The 16,622-nt window shown below is 61.4% G+C and carries 14 protein-coding genes; 7 read left to right on the top strand and 7 right to left on the bottom strand.

Translation table 11 applies throughout. The features are described from left to right. Positions 1-184 precede the first annotated feature (184 nt). Together ACW9IB_RS02600 and ACW9IB_RS02595 are read left to right on the top strand one after the other, a co-directional pair. On the top strand, positions 185-793 hold the full coding sequence (locus ACW9IB_RS02600; protein WP_457412158.1) for an HAD family phosphatase: 609 nt from the start codon (positions 185-187) through the stop codon (positions 791-793). 110 nt (positions 794-903) lie between these two features. Next, entirely contained in the window at positions 904-1,170 is a 267-nt protein-coding gene (locus ACW9IB_RS02595) for a DUF4404 family protein (protein WP_457412156.1), read from the top strand. A 136-nt stretch (positions 1,171-1,306) separates the two neighbouring features. On the opposite strand, the gene queF is transcribed toward ACW9IB_RS02595, so the two are convergent. After that, the gene (queF, locus tag ACW9IB_RS02590; RefSeq protein WP_457412155.1) at positions 1,307-2,137 is read right to left on the bottom strand and encodes an NADPH-dependent 7-cyano-7-deazaguanine reductase QueF; all 831 of its coding nucleotides are present in this window, start codon (positions 2,135-2,137) and stop codon (positions 1,307-1,309) included. A gap of 69 nt (positions 2,138-2,206) precedes the next feature. Beyond that, entirely contained in the window at positions 2,207-2,728 is a 522-nt protein-coding gene (gene copI / locus ACW9IB_RS02585) for a copper-resistant cuproprotein CopI (protein WP_457364587.1), read from the bottom strand. Between the two features lie 157 nt (positions 2,729-2,885). Here copI and ACW9IB_RS02580 point away from each other — a divergent pair, with 157 nt between their 5' ends. Beyond that, positions 2,886-3,566, top strand: coding sequence for a heavy metal response regulator transcription factor (locus tag ACW9IB_RS02580; protein ID WP_457364588.1), 681 nt, complete (start codon positions 2,886-2,888; stop codon positions 3,564-3,566). Then, on the top strand, positions 3,563-4,912 hold the full coding sequence (locus tag ACW9IB_RS02575; RefSeq protein ID WP_457412152.1) for a heavy metal sensor histidine kinase: 1,350 nt from the start codon (positions 3,563-3,565) through the stop codon (positions 4,910-4,912). The genes ACW9IB_RS02580 and ACW9IB_RS02575 overlap by 4 nt, the downstream gene beginning before the upstream one ends. 56 nt (positions 4,913-4,968) lie before the next feature. Here the strand turns inward: ACW9IB_RS02575 and ACW9IB_RS02570 are convergent, their stop codons facing one another. From ACW9IB_RS02570 to ACW9IB_RS02560, 3 genes are read right to left on the bottom strand one after another with little or no spacing between them, the layout of a single operon-like run. Then, entirely contained in the window at positions 4,969-6,213 is a 1,245-nt protein-coding gene (locus tag ACW9IB_RS02570; RefSeq protein WP_457364590.1) for a lipoprotein-releasing ABC transporter permease subunit, read from the bottom strand. Positions 6,214-6,271: 58 nt separating this feature from the next. After that, positions 6,272-6,955 carry a lipoprotein-releasing ABC transporter ATP-binding protein LolD gene (lolD, locus tag ACW9IB_RS02565; RefSeq protein ID WP_457364591.1) on the bottom strand — a complete coding sequence of 228 codons (684 nt, stop codon included), beginning with the start codon at positions 6,953-6,955 and terminating at the stop codon, positions 6,272-6,274. A 7-nt stretch (positions 6,956-6,962) separates the two neighbouring features. Continuing rightward, positions 6,963-8,213, bottom strand: coding sequence for a lipoprotein-releasing ABC transporter permease subunit (locus ACW9IB_RS02560; RefSeq protein WP_457364592.1), 1,251 nt, complete (start codon positions 8,211-8,213; stop codon positions 6,963-6,965). Positions 8,214-8,307: 94 nt separating this feature from the next. Here ACW9IB_RS02560 and ACW9IB_RS02555 point away from each other — a divergent pair, with 94 nt between their 5' ends. Beyond that, entirely contained in the window at positions 8,308-8,892 is a 585-nt protein-coding gene (locus ACW9IB_RS02555; protein WP_457364593.1) for a PilZ domain-containing protein, read from the top strand. A 44-nt stretch (positions 8,893-8,936) separates the two neighbouring features. After that, positions 8,937-9,659, top strand: a complete 723-nt coding sequence (locus ACW9IB_RS02550) for a glycerophosphodiester phosphodiesterase (protein WP_457412149.1) — start codon at positions 8,937-8,939, stop codon at positions 9,657-9,659. Positions 9,660-9,701: 42 nt separating this feature from the next. Here the strand turns inward: ACW9IB_RS02550 and sthA are convergent, their stop codons facing one another. Both sthA and ACW9IB_RS02540 read right to left on the bottom strand, forming a co-directional pair. After that, positions 9,702-11,096: a Si-specific NAD(P)(+) transhydrogenase gene (gene sthA / locus ACW9IB_RS02545; protein ID WP_457364595.1), complete on the bottom strand. Its 1,395-nt coding sequence runs from the start codon at positions 11,094-11,096 to the stop codon at positions 9,702-9,704. 270 nt (positions 11,097-11,366) lie between these two features. Further along, a complete protein-coding gene (locus ACW9IB_RS02540; RefSeq protein ID WP_457364596.1) occupies positions 11,367-12,830 on the bottom strand; it encodes a glyceraldehyde-3-phosphate dehydrogenase in 1,464 nt (487 codons plus the stop codon). Positions 12,831-13,170: 340 nt separating this feature from the next. On the opposite strand from ACW9IB_RS02540, the gene mfd reads away from it, so the two are divergent. After that, on the top strand, positions 13,171-16,620 hold the full coding sequence (mfd, locus tag ACW9IB_RS02535; RefSeq protein ID WP_457412148.1) for a transcription-repair coupling factor: 3,450 nt from the start codon (positions 13,171-13,173) through the stop codon (positions 16,618-16,620). Positions 16,621-16,622 lie beyond the last annotated feature (2 nt).

Below are 16,622 nucleotides of genomic sequence, written 5' to 3'. Positions count from 1 at the left end.
TGAATAATCTGTCATGGGCGCTATGCCCTGAATAAGGCCGTCAGTATATGACGGAAGTGTCCATTTAGGCAGCAAGCAGGAAACGTCACACGCCAAATGCACAAAATTCCTACAATTTGATCAGCAATGTCATCCGCTTGTCATCCCACATCGATAGCGTCACAGCTATTTCAGGGATGTCCTAATGCCTCACGCCGAGATTGCCATCGCCAGCCCCCCCGCCTTGACTGCCGTGTTGTTTGGCCTGAGTGGCTGCCTCGTGGATTTCGGTTCCCAGGCCCGTAGCGACACGCCCGCTTCCAGTTCCCTGGCCACGCCGGGCGCGCTGAAGATTCTGCGCAGCCTCAAGGAGCGCGGCGTGCCCTGCGCCTGGCTGGATGAGCTGCCCCCCGCCGTCACCACGCCTTTGTCCGCCGCCCTGCCGACCTGGGTGAACGCCACACAACCCTCCCCGATCCGCTGGCCGGCGCCCCATGCATGTTGGCAGGCCTTGATGGAACTCAACATCGAACGCCTGGAAGGCTGCGTGCTGATCAGTGGAGAGCCGCGCTTGCTGCAATCCGGACTCAACGCCGGGCTGTGGACCATCGGGCTCGCGTCCTGCGGTTCGTTGTGCGGCATGGCGCCCGAAGCCTGGCAGGCACTCACCGAGCAGCAACGCGAGCACAAACGCGCGAAAGCCACCGTGGCGCTCTATGGGTTGGGCGTGCACTCGGTGATCGACCACCTCGGCGAGCTCGACACCTGCCTGGCTGACATCAGTCTGCGCCGGCTCAAAGGCGAGAAGCCCTGATCGAGGTCATGCACAGTCGGCGCCGGTGGATTAATCTACAGGTCAGCCCGTAGACCTTTCACGGCGCGCCGTGGTCTATGCCAGTGCCTATCGATAAAAGGAAATACGCCATGCCTGATCGCAAAAAGTTGGAAGAACAGGTCGAGATCCTGCGCGGGCAGTTGGAACAGGAACCGCCGCTGCCAGAAGAAAAACGTAAAGCACTGGAAGCCTTGATTGCCAAATTTGAATTGCAGCTTGAACTTGAGCCGGCTACTCAAACACCGAGTATTTCCGATGATGTGAATCAAGCCGCCATCGAGTTCGACACTGACCACCCGGTGATTTCCGGGACATTGCGCAACATTCTGATCACCTTGGGCAACATCGGGATCTGATCTAAATCCCAGACCAAATGCACGACCCAATGTGGGAGTTGGCTTGCCTGCGATAGCGATCATTCAGTCACCCATTTGATGACTGACACACCGACATCGCAGGCAAGCCAGCTCCCACATTTGATTTGTGTGATAGTTACTGGCGAGCCAGGCGCACATTCTGGAACGCCACATCCTCAGTGCTGCGGTACGGGTTGATGTCCAGCCCGCCCCGGCGCACATACCGCGCATACACCGTCAGCTTTTCGGGCTTGAGCAACCGCTGCAGGTCGAGAAAGATCCGCTCCACGCACTGCTCATGGAAATCCGAGTGCTGGCGAAAGCTCACGATGTATTCGAGCAGGCTGGCGTGATCCAGCGCAGGGCCACGGTACTCCACCACCACGCTGCCCCAATCCGGCTGGCTGGTCACCGGGCAGTTGGATTTGAGCAGGTGGCTGTGCACGCTCTCCTCCACAACACGCGACTGATCACAACGCAGCAGTTCCGGGCGCGGATGCTCATAACTACTGACGTTGATATCCAGGCCATCGATGCATACGCCCGGCAAAGCCATCACGCCCTCAGCCTCGATCTCGGCCAATGTACGAATACGCACGGTCACGGCCTTGCCGGCGGCGGCACTGAGGTCTGTACGCAGGGTCGTTTCCAGGCTGGCCGTATCGGCAAACGCAGTCTGGTTCAACGAGTTGAGGTACAGCTTGAAGGACTTGGATTCGATGATATTCGGCGAATCTGCCGGGATGCTGAATTCGCCAATGGCCACCACCGGTTTACCCGAAGGCAACAGCCAGGACAACTCGAAGCAGTTCCAGAAATCCACGCCCTTGTATGGCAGCGTCTCGGCGCTCAGGCCCAGTTCGGCCCACTTGGCCGCGCGAGGGATCGGGAATAGCAACGACGGGGTGTACGTGGAGATGTATTCACTGGACTTGCCCAGCGGCGAATGTTCGGCTGCGGGATGCATGGCGGAAACCTGGCTAAATAAACCCCGGCAGTCTACCAGCCTTTGCCCCCGCGCCTAAACGCCACTGGATCAATCGACGCTGAGCTTGCCGACCATCCCCGCCTGATAATGCCCGGGAAGGTTGCAGGCAAACTCCAGGCCTGTGGCCTTGGCGAACGTCCAGGTCAGCTCGGCGGTTTTGCCGGGTTCCACCAGCACACTGTTGGGATCGTCGTGTTTCATGCCGCCCATATCGCCGTGCCCCATGGCGCTGTGGTCCATCTTGCCCATGCCGGTAGCGGTAAGCATGCCGCTGGCCTGCATTTTCAGCATTTCTTTCTGGTGTTCGGCATGCATGGCCGCATCACCCAGATTGAATTCGTGAAGCAACTGCCCTTTATTCACCAGCACAAAACGCACCGTCTCGCCGGCCTTGACCTCCAGGGACTTGGGCGAGAAGGCAATGTCCTGCAGCGTCACTTCCACCGTGCGCGTGGCCTGGCTCGCCGGCGCCGGCTGGCCGAACGCGAAGGTGTGAGTCGCATCGGCGACCGCATCGAAACTCAGCGCCAGCAGGCAAGCAGCCAGCAACCCGGGTGTACGCAACGCCATCGTTCTTTCTCCAGAAATGTGGGATTCGCCTGGGCAGCACTCTAAGATTGCCCGGCTGCCAGCGAGCTGACTGCTAGATTACAACTTTGTCAGGTTGCACTTCCGTCCCGATGCCCACGGTATAAAGCCTGTCGTTACCTGTTGCCAAGAGTTGCCCATGAAACTGCTGATCGTCGAAGACCAACCCAAAACCGGCCATTACCTGCGCCAGGGCTTGGCCGAGGCGGGTTTTACCACCGAACTGGTGGCCGATGGCACCAGTGGCCAGCACCTGGCGTTGACCGGTGACTATGACCTGCTGATCCTCGACGTCATGCTGCCGGGCCGCGACGGCTGGCAGATTCTTCAGGCCGTGCGTGGCGCCGGTCTGGAAATTCCGGTGTTGTTCCTCACCGCACGGGACGCCGTCGAAGACCGCGTGCACGGCCTGGAGTTGGGTGCCGACGATTACCTGGTCAAACCTTTCGCGTTTTCCGAATTGCTGGCTCGCGTGCGCAGCCTGTTGCGCCGTGGCAGTAGCGCCCCCCAGGAAACCGCCCTGCAACTGGCCGACCTGCGCCTGGACCTGATTCGCCGCCGCGTCGAACGAAGCGGCCAACGCATCGACCTCACCGCCAAGGAGTTCTCTTTGCTGGAGCTGCTGTTGCGCCGTCAGGGCGAGGTGCTGCCTAAGTCGCTGATCGCCTCCCAGGTCTGGGACATGAACTTCGACAGCGACACCAACATCATCGAAGTGGCGGTCCGCCGTCTGCGCATCAAAGTCGACGATGGTTTCCCCGACAAACTGATCCACACCGTACGCGGCATGGGGTATGTCCTGGAGGAGCGGTGCGATTGATCAAGCGCCTGTCCCTGGCCAGCCGCCTGGCGCTGCTGTTTGCCGCCTGCACTGCCGTGGTGTCCTTACTGGCGGGGGTGCTGTTCAACCGGGCCAGCGAGGCGCACTTCGTCGAGCTGGACCAACAGTTGCTCGATAGCAAGCTCGCGGCGCTGCGCATCACGCTGCAAGGCGTCGACACGCTCCAGTCGTTCGCCCAGCGGGAGGCGCAACTGCAGGCCGAACTCAATCGCCAGCCCGACCTTGCGTTGCGCATCAGCGCCGATGGCCAGCGCTGGTATGACACCGCCCCTGGTGTCACCTTGCCCGAGGCGAGCGGCCTGCACCGCCTGCAAAACGCCGGCACGGATTACCGGGTGTATAACGCCCCTTTGCTGCCGAACCAGCCGAACACCCCCCAACTGACGCTGATGCTCGACATCACCCATCACCAACACTTTCTGCAACGCATGCAACGCTTGATCTGGTTCACCGTCGGCCTCTCGGCCCTGGCCACCGCGCTGCTTGGCGCCTGGGCAGCGCGCAGCGGCCTGCGTCCGCTGCGGCGCATGGGGGAAGTGGCTGCCAACGTCTCGGCCCACTCCCTCACCCAACGCCTGCCCCACCAGCACATGCCAGCGGAACTGGCGGAACTCGCCCAAACGTTCAACGCCATGCTGGGGCGCCTGGATGACGCCTTTCAGCGCCTTTCGGCGTTCTCCGCCGATATCGCCCATGAACTGCGCACGCCGTTGTCGAACCTGCTGACCCAGACCCAGGTCATCCTCACCCAGCCGCGCCCACTGGAGGATTATCGCGAGGCGCTGCATAGCAATCTGGAAGAACTGCAATGGATGGCGCAACTGGTCAACGACATGTTGTACCTGGCCAAGGCAGATCACGGTTTGCTGGTGCCCAGGCGCGAACCTCTGGCCTTGGCCGATGAAGTGGACGCCTTGCTGGAGTTCTTCGCACTGCTGGCGGAGGACGCGCAGGTCAGCCTGGTGCGCGAGGGCACTGCGCACACGACGGGGGATCGCGGCATGTTGCGCCGGGCATTGTCGAATCTGCTGGATAACGCGCTACGGTTTACCCCGCCCGGTGGCGAAGTGCGTGTGCACATGGAAACCGGGGTGAGGCTATCGGTGGAAAACACCGGGGAAGGTGTTCCAGCAGAGCTGCTGCCGAGATTGTTCGATCGGTTCTACCGCGCGGACCCGGCGCGCCACGAGGGCAGCAGCGAGCATGCGGGGCTGGGGTTGGCGATTACCCAATCGATTGTGCGAGCGCATGGGGGGAGGATTTACTGTGAAGCGGGCAAGGGTTGGACCAGGTTTGTGATTGAGTTGCCAGCTCCCACATTTTGAGCTGTGAATACATTCAAATGTGGGAGCTGGCTTGCCTGCGATGGCGGCCTGAAGGCTTACGAATATCTGAGGGCGTGCGCCGGCTCGATCTTCGCCGCCCGATACGCCGGATACAGCGTCGCCAAAAAGCTCAATACGAACCCCGCCGTGCAAATCAGCAACACGTCACCACCCTGCAGTTCAGAAGGCAGGTTGCTGACGAAATACACGTCCGAACTGAAGATATGCTGCCCGGTCACACGCTCCACCCAGCCCACCAGCTCGCTCACGTTCAACGCCGCAATCACGCCCAACACGCCGCCAATCAAGGTGCCGACGATACCGATCACCGTGCCCTGCACCATGAAGATCGCCATGATCTGCCGCGGCGTGGCGCCGATGGTGCGCAAGATCGCAATGTCCGCCCCCTTGTCGTTCACCACCATGATCAGCGTAGCGATGATGTTGAATGCGGCCACGGCGACGATCATCAGCAACAGCAGGCCGATCATGGTCTTTTCCATCTTCATCGCGCTGAACAGACTGCCCTGGGTGTGGGTCCAGTCATCCGGTTTGTAGGATGCGCCCAGGCCACCGGCGATGTCCGACGAGACCTTGGGCGCTGCGTACAAGTCTTTCACCGCCAGGCGCACGCTTTGTACCTGGTTGGGCTGCCAATGCTGGATTTCTGCGGCATCGGCCATGTGGATCAGGGCCATGGAACCATCCAGCTCGGCACCGACCTTGAAGATACCCACCACGTTCAGGCGCTGCATCCGCGGAGTGATGCCGCCGGGGGCACTGCTGACTTCCGGCACGATCAGGGTCAGTTTGTCCCCGACGTTCAAGCGAAAACGCCGCGCGGTGATATCGCCGACTACCACGCCGAACTCACCGGGTTTCAGGTCTTCCAGTTTGCCCCGCACGATATGCTGCGCCACGATGGAAACCTTGCCCTCCTGGGCCGGGTCGACGCCGCTGATCTCGATCGGCTGCATGGCGCCTTTATAGGAAAACATGCCGTCCATTTGCGTGAAAGGCACCGCGGCGGTCACCTCCGGATTCTTCAGCGCAGCCTCCGCCACCGGCTGCCAGTTGTCGATCGGGTTCACGCCGACGATGGTCGCGTGGGGCACCATGCCGAGGATGCGCGAGCTCATTTCGCGCTGGAAGCCGTTCATCACCGAAAGCACCACGATCATCGCCAGCACGCCCAGGGCGAGGCCGATCATCGAGGTCATGGAGATGAACGAAACAAAACGGTTGCGGCGCTTGGCGCGGGTATAGCGCGTGCCGATGAAAATCGATAACGGTCTGAACATTCGCGGGCACCGTTGGAAAAATAGAAAACCCGGTGTCATGCACCGGGCTTGAAACAGGTCAGATGGCGACCAGATGACCTTCCTGCAGGTGCAGCACCCGGTCCATCTGATGGGCCATGCCCATGTCATGGGTCACCACCAGGAACGCCGTGCGCATCTGGGTACTCAGTTCCAGCATCAAGTCCTTGATGCCTTGGGCAGTGTGGGAGTCGAGGTTGCCGGTAGGCTCGTCGAGCATCACCAGGCCCGGGTTGTTCACCAGCGCACGGGCAATCGCCACACGCTGACGCTCGCCACCGGACAGTTCCGCCGGCTTGTGTTCCAGCCGATGGCCCAGGCCGACGCGCTCCAGCAGCGCCTTGGCACGCTGGCGCGCTTCAGGGATCGCGGTCTTGCCGATCAACAGCGGCATGCACACGTTTTCCAGGGCAGTGAATTCCGGCAGCAGGTGGTGGAACTGATACACGAACCCAAGAGAACGGTTACGCAGTTGGCCACGGGCCTTTTCACCCAATGCCGATAGCTCTTCACCGGCCAGCCATACGCTGCCCTGGGACGGCGTATCGAGGCCGCCCAACAGGTTCAGCAAGGTACTTTTGCCGGAGCCGGAACTGCCGACGATCGCCACGCGCTCGCCAGGGTGCAGTTCAAGTTGCAGGTTCGACAGCACGACCACCGACTCCGGGCCTTCCTCGTAGGATTTGCCCAGGTTGCGGCAGCTCAGGATTGCTTTTTCACTCATGCCCGATTCACTCATAACGTAAGGCCTGTGCGGGCTGGGTACGAGCCGCGCGCCAGGCTGGATACAGGGTGGCAAGGAAGCTCAGGACCAACGCAGCGCCGCCCACCATCAACACGTCCGGGGCCTGCACCTGGGACGGCAAGTAGTCGATGAAGTAGACGTCGGCGTTGAGAAACTTGTGGCCGATCAGGGTTTCGAGGCCTGCAATGGCGGCACTCACATTCAGCGCGGCCAGAATGCCGACGGCGGTACCGATCAAGGTGCCGACCACGCCGATCACGGTTCCCTGCACCATGAAGATCGCCATGATCTGCCCCGGCGTGGCGCCCAGGGTGCGCAGAATCGCGATATCGCCCTTCTTGTCGTTCACCACCATCACCAGCGTGGAAATGATGTTGAAGGCTGCCACGGCGACGATCAGCAGCAACAGCAGGCCGATCATGGCTTTCTCCATGCGGATGGCCTGGTAGAGGTTGCCGTGGGTACGGGTCCAGTCGCGGGCGTAATACTGGCTGTCACCCAGGTGCTGGGCGATCTCCCACGAGGTACGCGGCGCGTCGAACAGGTCGTTGAACTTCAGGCGCAGGCCCTGCACCTGGTCTGGCTGCCAGCGGTGCAGGCGTGCCAGGTCGGTGAGGTTGGTCAGGCCGATGTAGCCGTCGATTTCGCCGGCGCCCACATGGAAGGTACCGACCACGGTGAAGCGCTTCATGCGCGGAAACATGCCCGCCGGGGTTACGGTGACTTCCGGCGCGACGAAGGTCAGCTTGTCGCCCAGGCCCACGCCGAGCTTGGCCGCCGCCTTGTCGCCGATCACGATACCGAACTCGCCGGGCGCCAGGTCATCGAGTTTGCCCGACAACATGAACTTGTCGATGATCGAGACGTTGCGCTCCTGGGCCGGGTCGATACCGTTGAGGAGGATCTTCTGCACCTTGCCGTCATTGGTCAGCAGCCCCTGCATCTGGGTGAACGGCGCAACAGCCAACACCTTGGGGTTCTGCTTGACCTTGTCAGCCAGGCTTTGCCAGTCACCGATGGGCGCATCGCCCTCGATGGTCGCGTGGGGCACCATGCCCAGCACGCGGGTGCGCATCTCATGATCGAAGCCGTTCATCACCGAGAGCACCACGATCATCACGATCACGCCCAAAGCGAGCCCGATCATCGAGGTCAAGGAAATGAACGACACAAAATGATTGCGACGCTTTGCACGGGTATAACGCGTGCCGATAAATACGAAGAGAGGTCTGAACATGTCGGGGCTTGTTCGGAGGAAAAGAAGACGTCCCGGTGGCGGGGTCTGGTAAGCAGCTTTACACTCTGACCATTACCGTTACCTGGGGTTCGCCATGTCGACATTAGATGAAGAAGAACGCCGCGAATACTACCGTATCGACGACATGATCGCACTTCAAATCAAAAGCTTGTCGGCCCCCGAAGCAGCGAGCAAGGAAGTGTTGCTGGATGATTCACCACTGTTCAATCTGCTCAGCGAATTGCACCTGAGCGAATTCGAATCCCAACACTTGTTACGCCAGCTCAGCGAAAAGGATCGCACCCTCGCCGCCTTCCTGCGCGTGCAGAACAAACGCCTGGACCTGCTCAGCCAGATCATGGCGCGCGGCCTGCTGGATGAGGTCGGCGCCCCCCAACCGGTGATCATTTCCGAAGGCGGCCTCGACTTCCAACACCCCACTCCCCTGCCGACCGGCGCGCACCTGGCGGTCAAGCTGGTGCTGATGCCCCAGGCACTGGGCCTGCTGCTGCGCGCCCGCGTCACCCATTGCGACCCCAAGGGCACAGGCTTTGACGTAGGCACGGAATTCGAGTCCATGACCGATGCCCAACGCCAACTGCTGGCGCGCTATATCCTGCAGAAACAAGCCCAGGAACGACGCCTGGCGCGGGAACAGAGCGACGCCCAAGACACCTGAATACGTATTCATCCCGCCGGTACACCTGGCGTAAAGGAGCAACTGTGACCCTGATTTACGGCCATCGCGGCGCCAAAGGCGAAGCACCGGAAAACACCCTGACCAGCTTTCAGGAATGCCTCAAGCACGGCGTACGCCGCTGCGAGCTGGACTTGCACCTGTCCATGGACGGCGAACTGATGATCATCCACGATCCGACCCTCAAGCGCACCACCGACCGGCGCGGCAAGGTCGTCGAGTATTCGGCGGCGGACCTGGTGAAGATGGACGCGCGCAAAGGCGGCCCGGGCTGGGTCAAGCCGTGTCCGATCCCGCGCCTGGAAGAACTGTTCGAGCAATGCGACTTCGATCACTGGCAACTGGAAGTCAAAAGCGCTTCGCGCACTCGCGCGGCGACCACCGTGCTGGCGATCCGTGAAATGGCCGTACGCTTCGGCATCATGGACAAGGTCACTGTGACCTCGAGCTCGCGGGAAGTGTTGAAAGCCGCAGTTGAACTCACCCCCGACCTGTCACGCGGCCTGGTGGCCGAATACGCCTGGCTCGATCCGCTGAAGGTGGCGCAGAACTACGGCTGCGAGATTCTGGCGTTGAACTGGACGCTGTGCACCCCTGAACGCCTGGAAAAAGCCCAGCGCCAGGGTTTGCACGTGTCCGTATGGACAGTCAACGAACCCGCGCTGATGCGCAGGCTCGCCGACTTCGGCGTAGATAGCCTGATTACAGACTTTCCCGGTTTGGCCACTGCCACCCTCGGGAATTACTGAAATCGGTCTCCCCGGCCGGCTCAGGCCACCGGCCGGAGCCGCTCAAAAAAGCCGGTTGAGGCCGTCGTAGGCCGCTACCCGATAGGCTTCGGCCATGGTCGGGTAGTTGAACGTGGTGTTGACGAAATACTTGAGCGTATTCAGTTCACCCGGCTGGTTCATGATCGCCTGGCCGATGTGCACGATCTCCGAGGCCTGATAGCCGAAGCAGTGCACGCCCAGGACTTCCAGGGTTTCACGGTGGAACAGGATTTTCAGCATGCCTTGCGGCTCGCCGGCGATCTGCGCTCGCGCCATGCTCTTGAAGAACGCCTTGCCCACTTCGTAAGGCACCTTGGCCTTGGTCAGCTCACTCTCGTTCTTGCCGATCGAGCTGATCTCGGGAATGGTGTAGATCCCCGTCGGCACGTCGTTCACATAACGCCAGCTGCCATTGTCGACGATGCTGCCGGCGGCCGAACGGCCCTGGTCGTGGGCGGCACTGGCCAGGCTTGGCCAGCCGATCACGTCACCGGCGCCATAGATGTTCGGCACACAGGTGCGGTAGTTCTCGTCCACCTCGATCTGGCCACGGCTGTTGACCTTGACCCCGATGTTTTCCATGCCCAGCTTGTCGGTGTTGCCGGTACGGCCGTTGCACCACAGCAAGGCGTCGGCCTTGATCTTCTTGCCGGACTTGAGGTGCAGGATCACCCCGTTGTCCAGGCCTTCGACCCGCTCGTACTCTTCGTTGTGGCGCACGGTGATGTTGTTGTTGCTGAAGTGGTAGCTCAACGCCTGGGAGATTTCCGAGTCGAGGAAGCTCAGCAACTGGTCACGGTTGTCCACCAACTCCACCAGCACACCCAGGCCACTGAAGATCGAGGCATATTCACAGCCGATCACACCAGCACCGTAGATGATCAGTTTGCGCGGGGTGTGGCCCAGGCTCAGGATGGTGTCGCTATCGTAGATACGCGGGTGGTGGAAATCGATATCGGCCGGGCGATACGGGCGCGAACCGGTGGCGATGATGATGTGCTTGGCCACCAGCTTTTCGACGACACCGTTGGGGCAGACCACTTCGACGGTTTGCTCGTCGGCGAAGCTGCCGGTGCCGAAGAACAGGTCGACACGGTTGCGCGCGTAGTAACCGGTGCGCGAGGCGACTTGTTTGGAGATGACTTTCTCGGCGCTCTTGAGCACGTCCGGGAACGAAAACCAGCGCGGCTCACCAATGGCCCGGAACATCGGGTTGGTGTTGAACTGCATGATCTGACGTACCGAGTGACGCAAAGCCTTGGACGGGATGGTACCCAGGTGGGTGCAGTTACCGCCGACCTGGCGACGGCTATCGACCATCGCCACCTTGCGCCCAGCTTTGGCGGCATTCATCGCCGCACCTTCTCCAGCCGGGCCGGAACCCAGTACCACCACGTCGTAGTTGTAGACAGCCATGCGTACTCCTCAGAACAGGCCAGGCGTACGGTTGGACGCCGGGCTAAATCATGCCGCGGCCAGCGGTCATGAAGGACAATTTGGCTCAAGTGTGTGAACCGGGGCACAGTCTATATAAGGCTCAACGCCGCGCACATTAACCCTTGGTCGCGTCGTAGGCCAGTATTGCCTGCACTACAGGACATCCTGCTGCAAATAACCGCCAGAGTCACCCCGGGCGGATACAAAAACGCCCCGACAAGTCAGGGCGTTTTCATTTATGGCACAGGCTTAGCGCGGGAACGCTGGCGGGTTGACCCCGGCCATGTCTTCCATCACGCGAACCACCTGGCAGCTGTAGCCGAACTCGTTGTCGTACCACACGTACAGCACGACACGGTTGTCCTGGGTGATAGTCGCTTCGGCGTCTACCACACCGGCGTGGCGCGAGCCCACGAAGTCGGTGGACACCACTTCCTGCGAATTGACGAAGTCGATCTGCTTGTGCAGCTCGGAGTGCAGCGCCATGTAGCGCAGGTACTCGTTCATCTCTTCACGGGTAGCGGCTTTCTCGAGGTTCAGGTTGAGAATGGCCATCGACACGTTTGGCGTCGGAACGCGGATTGCGTTGCCGGTCAGCTTGCCGGCCAGCTCAGGCAAGGCCTTTGCGGCAGCGGTGGCGGCACCGGTCTCGGTGATCACCATGTTCAGCGCGGCGCTGCGACCACGGCGATCGCCCTTGTGGAAGTTGTCGATCAGGTTCTGGTCGTTGGTGTACGAGTGAACGGTTTCGACGTGGCCGTTGACGATGCCGAACTTGTCATTCACAGCCTTGAGCACCGGCACGATGGCGTTGGTGGTGCACGAAGCGGCGGAGACGATCTTGTCGTCAGCGGTGATTTCAGCGTGGTTGATGCCGTGAACGATGTTCTTCAGCTTGCCCTTGCCAGGCGCGGTCAACACAACGCGGTCGACACCCGGGCAGGCCAGGTGCTGGCCCAGGCCGTCGGCGTCACGCCATACACCGGTGTTGTCCACCAGCAGCGCGTTCTGGATGCCGTACTGGGTGTAATCCACCTCGGTCGGGCTCTTCGCGTAGATCACCTGGATCAGGTTACCGTTGGCGGTGATGGTGTTGTTTTCTTCGTCGATGACGATGGTGCCGTTGAACGGACCGTGTACCGAGTCGCGACGCAGCAGGCTTGCGCGCTTGGTCAGGTCGTTCTCGGCGCCTTTGCGCACGACGATCGCACGCAGGCGCAGGCCGTCGCCGCCGCCGGTTTTTTCGATCAGGATGCGCGCCAGCAGGCGGCCGATACGACCGAAACCGTACAGGACCACGTCTGTGCCTTTGCGGGCCGCAGCGTTTTGCTGACCGACCACGTCGGCCAGTTCTTCGCGTACGAACTGATCGGCGGTGCGGCCATTGCCTTCGGCCTTGAATTTGTTCGCCAGCTTGCCCAGGTCCACCGAGGCCGCGCCGAGCTTGAGCTCGCTCATGGCCTTGAGCAGTGGGAATGTTTCGTGGACGGAGAGTTCGCTTTCGTCAAGGGAACGGTGACGCGCAAAACGGTGCGCCTTGAGAATCGCGATGACCGATTGGTTGATCAGGCTGCGGCCATGGATCGAGCTCACCACATTGTTATTGCGGTACAGCTGACCGATCAGCGGAATCATCGCTTCCGCGAGGGCTTCACGATCAATCCATTCACCAAGACACTGGTCGGGCTTCTGAGTCACGGGAACCTTCCACATGTAGGGGCTTAAAAAAGGGGCTACATTATGCCGCCCACACAAGCCCTGAGCAATGCGCGAGCCGCAACTAAAGCCCTTGCAAAAAACCGATCACCCCGCTAGAGCCCTGTAAATACGCGGGTTTCAGGCCAACCTCAAAATAACGAACGGGCCGACTTGTCCGTAACCCTCCGAAATATACGTCAACTTTCGCACTACATAATGAGTCGAAAGACAGCATTTTTTGTCATAGCCACTACATTTCCCCGGATCCGTAATAGGCTCAGTGAGAAACTGACAGGCGGCACCTCAGGCCGTTACAATTACCGACTTTGTCGCAACGCTTGGAGCTCAACCTTCCGTGCCCGTTCTGCGTCTACCGCTACTCCCTGCCGCGGCAGGTAAACAGCACTGGGGCAATCTGCCCGGTGCCGCCCTGAGCCTGGCCATTGCCGAGGCTGCCAGCGCAGCCAAGCGCTTTACCCTGCTGCTCACCGCCGACAGCCAAAGCGCCGAGCGGCTGGAGCAGGAGCTGAGCTTCTTCGCCCCCGATTTGCCGGTGTTGCATTTCCCTGACTGGGAAACCCTGCCCTACGACCTGTTCTCGCCGCACCAGGACATCGTTTCCCAGCGCATCGCCAGCCTGTACCGCCTGCCGGAACTGGACCACGGCGTGCTGGTGGTGCCGATCACCACGGCGCTGCACCGCCTGGCCCCGACCAAGTTCCTGCTGGGCAGCAGCCTGGTGCTGGATGTCGGCCAGAAGCTGGACGTGGACCAGATGCGCACGCGCCTGGAAGCGAGCGGCTATCGCTGCGTCGATACGGTGTACGAGCATGGCGAATTCGCCGTCCGCGGCGCCCTGCTCGACCTGTTCCCGATGGGCAGCAAACTGCCGTATCGCATCGACCTGTTCGATGACGAAATCGAAACCCTGCGTACCTTCGACCCGGAAAACCAGCGCTCCATCGACAAAGTCGAGTCGGTCAAGCTGCTGCCGGCCAAGGAATTCCCGCTGCAAAAAGACGCCGTCACCCGCTTCAAGGCACGTTTTCGCGAGCGTTTCGACGTGGACTTCCGCCGCTGCCCGATCTTTCAGGACTTGAGCAGCGGAATCACCCCCGCCGGTATCGAGTACTACCTGCCCCTGTTCTTCGACGAAACCTCGACGCTGTTCGATTACCTGCCCCAGGACACCCAGGTGTTTTCGCTGCCGGGTATCGAACAGGCCGCGGAAAACTTCTGGAACGATGTGCGCAACCGTTACGAAGAACGCCGCATCGACCCGTCCCGGCCGTTGTTGCCGCCGGCGGAGCTGTTCCTGCCGGTGGAAGACTGCTTTGCCCGCCTGAAAGACTGGCCACGTATCGTCGCCAGCCAACAGGACGTGGACACCGGCGCCGGCCGCTCGCGCTTCCCGGCACAGGCGCTGCCGAACCTGGCGATTGAAGCCAAGGCCAGCCAGCCGCTGGAGGCGCTGTCGAACTTCCTCGCGGATTTCCCCGGTCGCGTGCTGTTCACCGCCGAGTCCGCAGGGCGTCGCGAAGTGCTGCTGGAATTGCTGGAACGTCTCAAGCTGCGCCCGAAAACCGTGGACAGCTGGCCTGATTTCGTCGCGAGCAAGGACCGTCTGGCGATCACCATCGCACCGCTCGACGAAGGCCTGCAACTGGATGACCCGGCACTGGCGCTGGTCGCGGAGAGCCCGTTGTTCGGCCAACGCGTGATGCAACGCCGGCGGCGCGAAAAACGCGCCGACGCCAACAATGACGCGGTCATCAAAAACCTCACCGAACTGCGCGAAGGCGCACCGGTGGTGCACATCGACCATGGCGTGGGGCGCTACCTGGGCCTGCAGACGCTGGAAATCGAAAACCAGGCCGCCGAATTCCTCACCCTGGAATATGCCGAAGGCGCCAAGCTCTACGTGCCGGTAGCCAACCTGCACCTGATCGCCCGCTATACCGGCAGTGACGACGCGCTGGCGCCTTTGCATCGCCTGGGTTCCGAGACCTGGCAAAAAGCCAAGCGCAAGGCCGCCGAGCAGGTGCGCGACGTGGCCGCCGAATTGCTCGACATCTACGCCCGCCGCGCCGCCCGCGAGGGTTACGCGTTCACCGACCCGAAAGCCGACTACGCCACGTTCAGCGCAGGCTTCGCATTCGAGGAAACCCCGGACCAGCAAACCGCCATCGATGCAGTGCGCGCCGACATGCTCGCGCCCAAGCCGATGGACCGCCTGGTGTGCGGCGACGTGGGCTTCGGCAAAACCGAGGTGGCCATGCGCGCGGCCTTCATTGCCGTGCACGGTGGCCGCCAAGTGGCGATCCTGGTGCCGACCACCCTGCTCGCCCAGCAGCACTACAACAGCTTCCGCGATCGTTTTGCCGACTGGCCGGTGACCGTGGAAGTGATGAGCCGCTTCAAATCGGCCAAGGAAGTGAACGCGGCCGTGGCCGACCTCGCCGAAGGCAAGATCGACATTGTGATCGGCACCCACAAGCTGCTGTCGGACGATGTGAAGATCAAGAACCTGGGCCTGGTGATCATCGACGAAGAGCACCGTTTTGGCGTGCGCCAGAAGGAACAGCTCAAGGCCCTGCGCAGTGAAGTCGACATTCTCACCCTCACCGCCACGCCGATTCCGCGCACGCTGAACATGGCGGTGTCGGGCATGCGCGACCTGTCGATCATCGCCACGCCGCCGGCGCGCCGGTTGTCGGTGCGCACCTTCGTCATGGAGCAGAACAAAAGCACGGTCAAGGAAGCACTGCTGCGTGAATTGCTGCGCGGTGGCCAGGTGTATTACCTGCACAACGACGTGAAGACCATCGAGAAATGCGCCGCCGACCTCGCCGAACTGGTGCCCGAAGCGCGCATCGGCATCGGCCACGGGCAGATGCGCGAGCGCGAACTCGAACAGGTCATGAGTGACTTCTACCACAAGCGCTTCAACGTGCTGATCGCCTCGACCATCATCGAAACCGGCATCGACGTGCCGAGCGCCAACACCATCATCATCGAGCGCGCCGACAAGTTCGGCCTGGCGCAACTGCACCAGTTGCGCGGGCGCGTCGGGCGCAGCCACCACCAGGCCTATGCCTACCTGCTGACGCCGCCGCGCCAGCAAGTCACTGGCGATGCCGAGAAGCGCCTGGAGGCCATCGCCAACACCCAGGACCTGGGCGCCGGTTTTGTGCTGGCCACCAACGACCTGGAAATCCGTGGCGCCGGCGAACTGCTGGGCGATGGCCAGAGCGGGCAGATCCAGGCCGTGGGTTTCACCCTGTACATGGAGATGCTCGAACGCGCGGTAAAAGCCATTCGCAAGGGCGAGCAACCCAACCTTGACCAGCCCCTGGGGGGCGGCCCGGAAATCAACTTGCGCCTGCCGGCGCTGATCCCCGAGGACTATCTGCCGGACGTCCATGCACGGCTGATCCTCTACAAGCGCATCGCGTCGGCCACCGACGAGGAAGGCCTCAAGGACCTGCAAGTCGAGATGATCGACCGTTTCGGCCTGCTGCCCGAGCCGACCAAGAACCTGGTGCGCCTGACCCTGCTCAAATTGCAGGCCGAACAACTGGGCATCAAGAAAGTCGACGCCGGCCCGCAAGGTGGGCGTATCGAGTTCGAAGCGCAGACGCCGGTGGACCCGTTGGTGCTGATCAAGCTGATTCAGGGCCAGCCCAATCGCTACAAGTTCGAAGGGGCTACGCTGTTCAAGTTCATGGTGCCGATGGAACGCGCCGAAGAACGCTTTAATACATTGGAGGCGCTGTTCGAGCGCCTCATCCCGAAATCTGCTTGAAG

It is taken from the genome of Pseudomonas sp. SDO524_S393 (assembly GCF_054071875.1).
This window is presented reverse-complemented; position numbering and strand designations above follow the sequence as displayed.

Coding starts and splice junctions, on each gene's coding strand:
- ACW9IB_RS02560 (WP_457364592.1), bottom strand. CDS start 8,213: ATGTTCAGACCTCTCTTCGTATTTATCGGCACGCGTTATACCCGTGCA.
- lolD (WP_457364591.1), bottom strand. CDS start 6,955: ATGAGTGAAAAAGCAATCCTGAGCTGCCGCAACCTGGGCAAATCCTAC.
- ACW9IB_RS02570 (WP_457364590.1), bottom strand. CDS start 6,213: ATGTTCAGACCGTTATCGATTTTCATCGGCACGCGCTATACCCGCGCC.
- sthA (WP_457364595.1), bottom strand. CDS start 11,096: ATGGCTGTCTACAACTACGACGTGGTGGTACTGGGTTCCGGCCCGGCT.
- ACW9IB_RS02595 (WP_457412156.1), top strand. CDS start 904: ATGCCTGATCGCAAAAAGTTGGAAGAACAGGTCGAGATCCTGCGCGGG.
- ACW9IB_RS02600 (WP_457412158.1), top strand. CDS start 185: ATGCCTCACGCCGAGATTGCCATCGCCAGCCCCCCCGCCTTGACTGCC.
- ACW9IB_RS02555 (WP_457364593.1), top strand. CDS start 8,308: ATGTCGACATTAGATGAAGAAGAACGCCGCGAATACTACCGTATCGAC.
- ACW9IB_RS02540 (WP_457364596.1), bottom strand. CDS start 12,830: ATGTGGAAGGTTCCCGTGACTCAGAAGCCCGACCAGTGTCTTGGTGAA.
- queF (WP_457412155.1), bottom strand. CDS start 2,137: ATGCATCCCGCAGCCGAACATTCGCCGCTGGGCAAGTCCAGTGAATAC.
- ACW9IB_RS02580 (WP_457364588.1), top strand. CDS start 2,886: ATGAAACTGCTGATCGTCGAAGACCAACCCAAAACCGGCCATTACCTG.
- copI (WP_457364587.1), bottom strand. CDS start 2,728: ATGGCGTTGCGTACACCCGGGTTGCTGGCTGCTTGCCTGCTGGCGCTG.